The 593-nt window shown below is 61.9% G+C and carries 1 protein-coding gene; it reads right to left on the bottom strand.

Translation table 11 applies throughout. The features are described 5' to 3' along the window. Positions 1–593 (bottom strand): IS66 family transposase (locus tag Q2M23_RS43815; RefSeq protein ID WP_316399561.1); only part of this gene is annotated, 593 nt, incomplete at both ends.

Raw genomic sequence — 593 nt, 5'->3', positions numbered from 1 at the left:
AAGCGTTCGAAGATGGCACGGCGCGAGACGGCATAGCGGATCGCCTCGGCCAATTTTGATTTGCCGGAGATCCGCCGCAAGGTCTGCTGCCAGAGATCGAAGAGATCTGCGACGATCGCCGCGGTGGCTTGCTGGCGGGCGGCAACGCGAGCGTCGGGGCTTTGACCGCGCACGGTTTTCTCGACCTGCCAGAGCCTTGCCATCCGCTCGACCGTCGCCGTTGCCACTTCTGAGCTCCCTGCAACATGCAGCTCGTAGAACTTGCGTCTGCAGTGTGACCAGCAGCCAGCCAATGTGATGCCATCATTGCCGCGATCGGATCGCGCGAGCTTGTTATAGGCGGCATAACCATCCACCTGCAGGATGCCGCGATAACCATTGAGGTGGCGGACCGCGCATTCGCCGGCGCGGCTGTCTTCGAAGCGATAAGCCACCATCGGCGGACCGTTGCGGCCAAAGGTTCGGTCATCTCGGGCATAGGCCCATAAGTAGGCCGTCTTGGTCGATCCGGAGCCCGGAGCGAGCGTCGGCAAAGTGGTTTCGTCGGCAAAGACCCGTTCGGCCTTCTTGACCTCGCTGAAGATGTAGTCGGC

This window comes from Bradyrhizobium sp. 33ap4 (assembly GCF_032654765.1).
Classification (GTDB): domain Bacteria; phylum Pseudomonadota; class Alphaproteobacteria; order Rhizobiales; family Xanthobacteraceae; genus Bradyrhizobium; species Bradyrhizobium australafricanum.
Note: the sequence above shows the minus strand (reverse complement) of the source record. Positions and strands in the feature narration are given on the sequence as shown.